Here is a 2,564-nt window from a genome sequence, read left to right as displayed (position 1 = left end):
GCCTTTCCCGCTTCCACTTTAATGGGTACTTTTTTATCCTTAAAGGCAGATCCAAAAACCAGTTCTTTCACTAGTTTTAATTGGTGTAAATAGAGATGTCCAAATAGGGAATCGCGTTGGTATTTGTTGATTTTCTTTTGGTTGTATTGTATTCGATTTTCTATTTCTTGTTTGCTTAGTCCTTCTTCAAGTTCTGGTTTTAGGCGTTGAACCAATAAAGTATCATTGGCGGCATTGCGTTTATATCCTCTTGGAAATAGTTCTTCTATGGTTTCGGGTTTCGTGGCTATATAACCCGAAGCAAGGCGAAGCACTTCAAGTTGCACCTCATAGGCTATTCCCATATAAAAAACACGCGCAACAAAGTTCGATTCTAATTCCTTTAGGTGGGCAGCACATTTAAAAATAGCCTCCTCTGCGGTATTTAAAGGCGTGTAAACGGTGTTTTCTCCTTTGGGAATAACCAGCGGTAAAGAGGTTGCCAATCGGTCTTTAAACTCAAATTTAAAAACACTTTGATTGGTATTTTCGTATAGATTCAGTGTCAACTGATGCGGAATGGCTTCTGGTTTTGTATACCGCCCTAAAATGCGCCTCACTTGAATTTCAAGGGGTTCTTTGTATAAAATAGGTTCGATAAGTCGGGTGTGATTGGCTTTGTTGAAATAAGCTTCAAAGTGCAGTTCTTTGCTAATTAAGGCATAGGTATGGTTGGTGTCAAGGGGAAAAATATGATTGATCATTTGTTGGTTGCCCTCAAATAGTGTTCTTCTCACATTTTCTAAACCCACTTCTTCTGTAAAAGTAAAAAATACCGAATAGGAATTGCCTTTACCTTGGGGTACTTGGGTTTCAAAGGTCTTCCAAAACGGTGAAAACGCTTGTACGGTATAGGTACATTTTCCATCACTATCAAAATGAACGGCATCACGTGCGAGTTCTACTACTTCTTTTGCGCGATTTCGATAGTCATACCAAAAGCAAATACACGCTTGTTTATTCTCAAAACCTGTAATCTCAGCGGCAAGGGAAAAAGCTTCGTTAAAACTTAAGAAGTCTACGGGTTGGTCGTGTTGATCCACAAAAGCCCAACGCTTGACTTTGCCTTCGATACATTCAATCTCAAAGGTTTTACTACGGCCATTCAACTCCACTTCTAACTGATAGGTTCCCTTTTCTTCCAGTTGAAAGTCAATGGTATCCACAGTCGAGCGCAATACAATCTCATCAGTTTGGGTATACACGGGGTAGATCATCACGGGATCCAAACTTTGATTGGGTTGTGTTTCTTTTTGTTCGGGGATGCCTATTTGTATTAACTCTTGTTGGATTTCATTAGTGAGTTGGGGATTCACATAGTGTATAGACATTCCAAAGCCCTGTTTCTTTTTAGGTCCTTTGCTGTATTTAAGTCGCCATATCAATTCTGAATCGGTATTGTTGTACATACGCGATACGGGTTGTTGCTTTTGGACTGGAAAAAAGTGATGGACAAGGCGTTGAAACAAAGTAGAAGATTCAGCTTCTTGTACTTCAACATACGTTCCTTGCTGCGTATCTGGGTGATAGCCCAAGGTTGAGGTTATTGCAATTGAAAATAGACTTTTTCTGTAAACCTCACACCTTGTAGGCATAGATGAGGTAGAACTTTGGGGAAGTACCTCGTTATTACTCCCATTGATTTGCTCTATTTGATTGGATACAACCGTTATGGTTTGTCGAACGGTTTGTTTTCCGATCCAAAAAGCACCGTATACACATTCGATTTCATAGACACCTTCCTTAGCAAAGGTACAGCGAATGGAAAGTCCCTTTTCGCTATAGCCTTTAAAACGCGGTGCATCTGCGGATTTGATTCTCCATTTGATGTGTGCTGCTTCAACGGACTTTCTGTTTTGAACTACAGCTTGAAACACAACGCTACTGCCCAAGCGAACTCGTTCTACTTTGGGGGTAATGGATAGAATTTTATTGGCCGCTACGCAAAAAGATTGGGGAAGTATATCGGTAAGCGGTTGATTGTTGTAGTAGACTTCCACCTGATACGCACAGGCATTTTGACACTGGAAATACGCCCGGATTTGGTTGGCTTCTTGTACAAAAGAGGTAGGGGTTTGTGTGCTAAAAATCGTTGAGGCATTATCATCGGGATGTACATCCTTTACCGTTACTTTGATACGCAACTGGTCGAGTTGTTCTTGGGGGAGTTGGATGTCGCTGTGTACGGTAAAAACCACTTGATCGCCTATAATGAGTCCTTGGGCGACAGAAGCACTGAGATGCAGCGATTCAATAGATGCCGTATCCACGACTTCGATATAGTAATAAAACCCTTCATAATACGGTTTTACGATCTGGTCTTTGGGTTTGCTCGCCGCAGCGATTAAATACGTACCCTTTTGCGTTGGCGTTACCCTAAAGCTGCGATTCGAGGTTTGGGTGGCTTGGTATTTGACCGATTCAGGGGTTGTATCGAGTTGGATGGTTTGTCCCGTTTTTCCACTAGCGAGTAGCTCTGGATCACTTAAAGAGTCAGTGATACTCCAGCTGATATAGTTATCGCT

General features: G+C 41.5%; 1 pseudogene. It reads right to left on the bottom strand.

Annotation, left to right across the window (positions count from 1 at the left end):
* A pseudogene (locus ACMHJ2_RS17650) lies at positions 1 to 2,564 on the bottom strand (hypothetical protein); the annotation flags it as partial.

It is taken from the genome of Myroides odoratus, from assembly GCF_965118575.1.
Classification (GTDB): domain Bacteria; phylum Bacteroidota; class Bacteroidia; order Flavobacteriales; family Flavobacteriaceae; genus Flavobacterium; species Flavobacterium odoratum_B.
Note: the sequence above shows the minus strand (reverse complement) of the source record. Positions and strands in the feature narration are given on the sequence as shown.